This window comes from Terrabacter sp. P5_B1, assembly GCF_056400505.1.
Genome location: NZ_JBFULD010000531.1, coordinates 1 through 1,627, shown reverse-complemented (window position 1 = coordinate 1,627; position 1,627 = coordinate 1). Strand labels below are relative to the sequence as shown.

The 1,627-nt window shown below is 72.2% G+C and carries 1 protein-coding gene and 1 pseudogene; both read left to right on the top strand.

All coding sequences use genetic code 11. The annotated features are described in order from the left end of the window. Window positions 1-205: pseudogene (locus AC1DP0_RS21690) on the top strand (radical SAM family heme chaperone HemW); the annotation flags it as partial. Window positions 206-229: 24 nt separating this feature from the next. Continuing rightward, a partial coding sequence (locus AC1DP0_RS21685) for an aldehyde dehydrogenase family protein (RefSeq protein ID WP_478088616.1) occupies window positions 230-1,627 on the top strand: 1,398 nt, incomplete at its 3' end.

Below are 1,627 nucleotides of genomic sequence, written 5' to 3'. Positions count from 1 at the left end.
CGACGAGCGTGTGCTGCTCGGCACGCGGCTCGTCGAGGGTCTGCCCGTCGCCGATCTGCGAGGATCGGGACGCACCGCCGTGGCCGGCCTCATCGCCGACGGTCTGCTCGACGGCACCGCCGCCCTGCGGGACTCCCGTCTCGTCCTGACCCGGCGTGGCCGACTGCTCGCCGACACCGTGGTGCACCGGCTCCTCGCCCCGTGAGGAGCCCCCGAGGAGGAGGCCCCGATGAGCAAGACCCTGTCGACGACGACCGCAAGTGACGAGACGAGTGGGGCGACGGCGTCAGGCGCGGGTGCGACCGCCGTGGAGGCCGTCGCCGCCGCCCGCCGCACCTTCGACCGGGGGGTGACCAAGCCGCGCGAGTGGCGCGTCGCCCAGCTCCGCGCCCTCCGCTCGCTCCTCGTCGACCACGAGGACGAGATCGCCGAGGCCCTGCACGACGACCTCGGCAAGAGTGCCACCGAGTCGTGGATCACCGAGACCGGCTTCGTCGTCCGCGAGATCGACCACACCCTGCGACACCTGCGGGCGTGGACCTCGCCGCGTCGGGTGGGGGTGCCGCTCTCCCTCGCCCCCGGCCGGGCCACCCTCGTGCGCGAGCCCCTCGGCGTCGTCCTGGTCATCGCGCCGTGGAACTACCCGGTCCAGCTCTGCCTCGCCCCGCTCGTCGGCGCGCTCGCCGCCGGGAACGCCGTCGTCATCAAGCCGAGCGAGGTCGCCCCCGCGACGTCTGCGGTCCTCGCGCGCCTGCTCCCGCAGCACCTCGACGCCTCCGCGGTGCACGTCGTCGAGGGCGGGGTTCCGGAGACGACGGCACTGCTGGCCGAGCGGTTCGACCACATCTTCTACACCGGCAACGGGGCCGTCGGCAGGATCGTGCTGGAGGCTGCGGCGCGCCACCTGACACCGGTGACCCTCGAGCTGGGAGGCAAGTCGCCGGCCTACGTCGCGGACGACGCGGACCTCGAGGTGACCGCACGACGGCTCGTGTGGGGCAAGTTCACGAACGCCGGTCAGACATGCGTGGCGCCCGACTACGTCATCGCGAGCCGCTCCACCCTACGGGCCCTGAAACCCCTTCTGGCGCAAGCGATCCGGGAAGCCTTCGGCGATGACCCGCTGGAGTCGCCGGACTACGGTCGCATTGTCAGTCGTCGGCACTTCGAGCGCCTCACCGCACTCGTCGACCCGGCTCGGGTGGTCATCGGGGGTCGGTCGGACGAGGCGTCCCGCTACCTCGCGCCCACCGTCGTCGAGGTCGCCGACCCGGACGACCCACGCGAGCTCGTCATGCGGGAGGAGATCTTCGGCCCGGTTCTCCCGCTGGTCGAGGTGGATGACCTGGCGGCTGCCATCGACGTGGTCAACCGGCGCGACAAGCCGCTCGCCCTGTACGTCTTCACCACGTCCGAAGAGGTGCGGCGGCGCTTCGTGCGCGACACCTCCTCAGGTGCGCTCGGGGTCAACATCGCCCTCGCCCACCTCGCCGTCCCGGGACTGCCCTTCGGTGGCGTGGGTGCCAGCGGCATGGGCGCCTACCACGGCGAGCGGTCCGTCGAGCTCTTCTCGCACACCAAGTCGGTGCTGTCGATGCCGACGCGTCCCGACACGACGGTCTGGGTC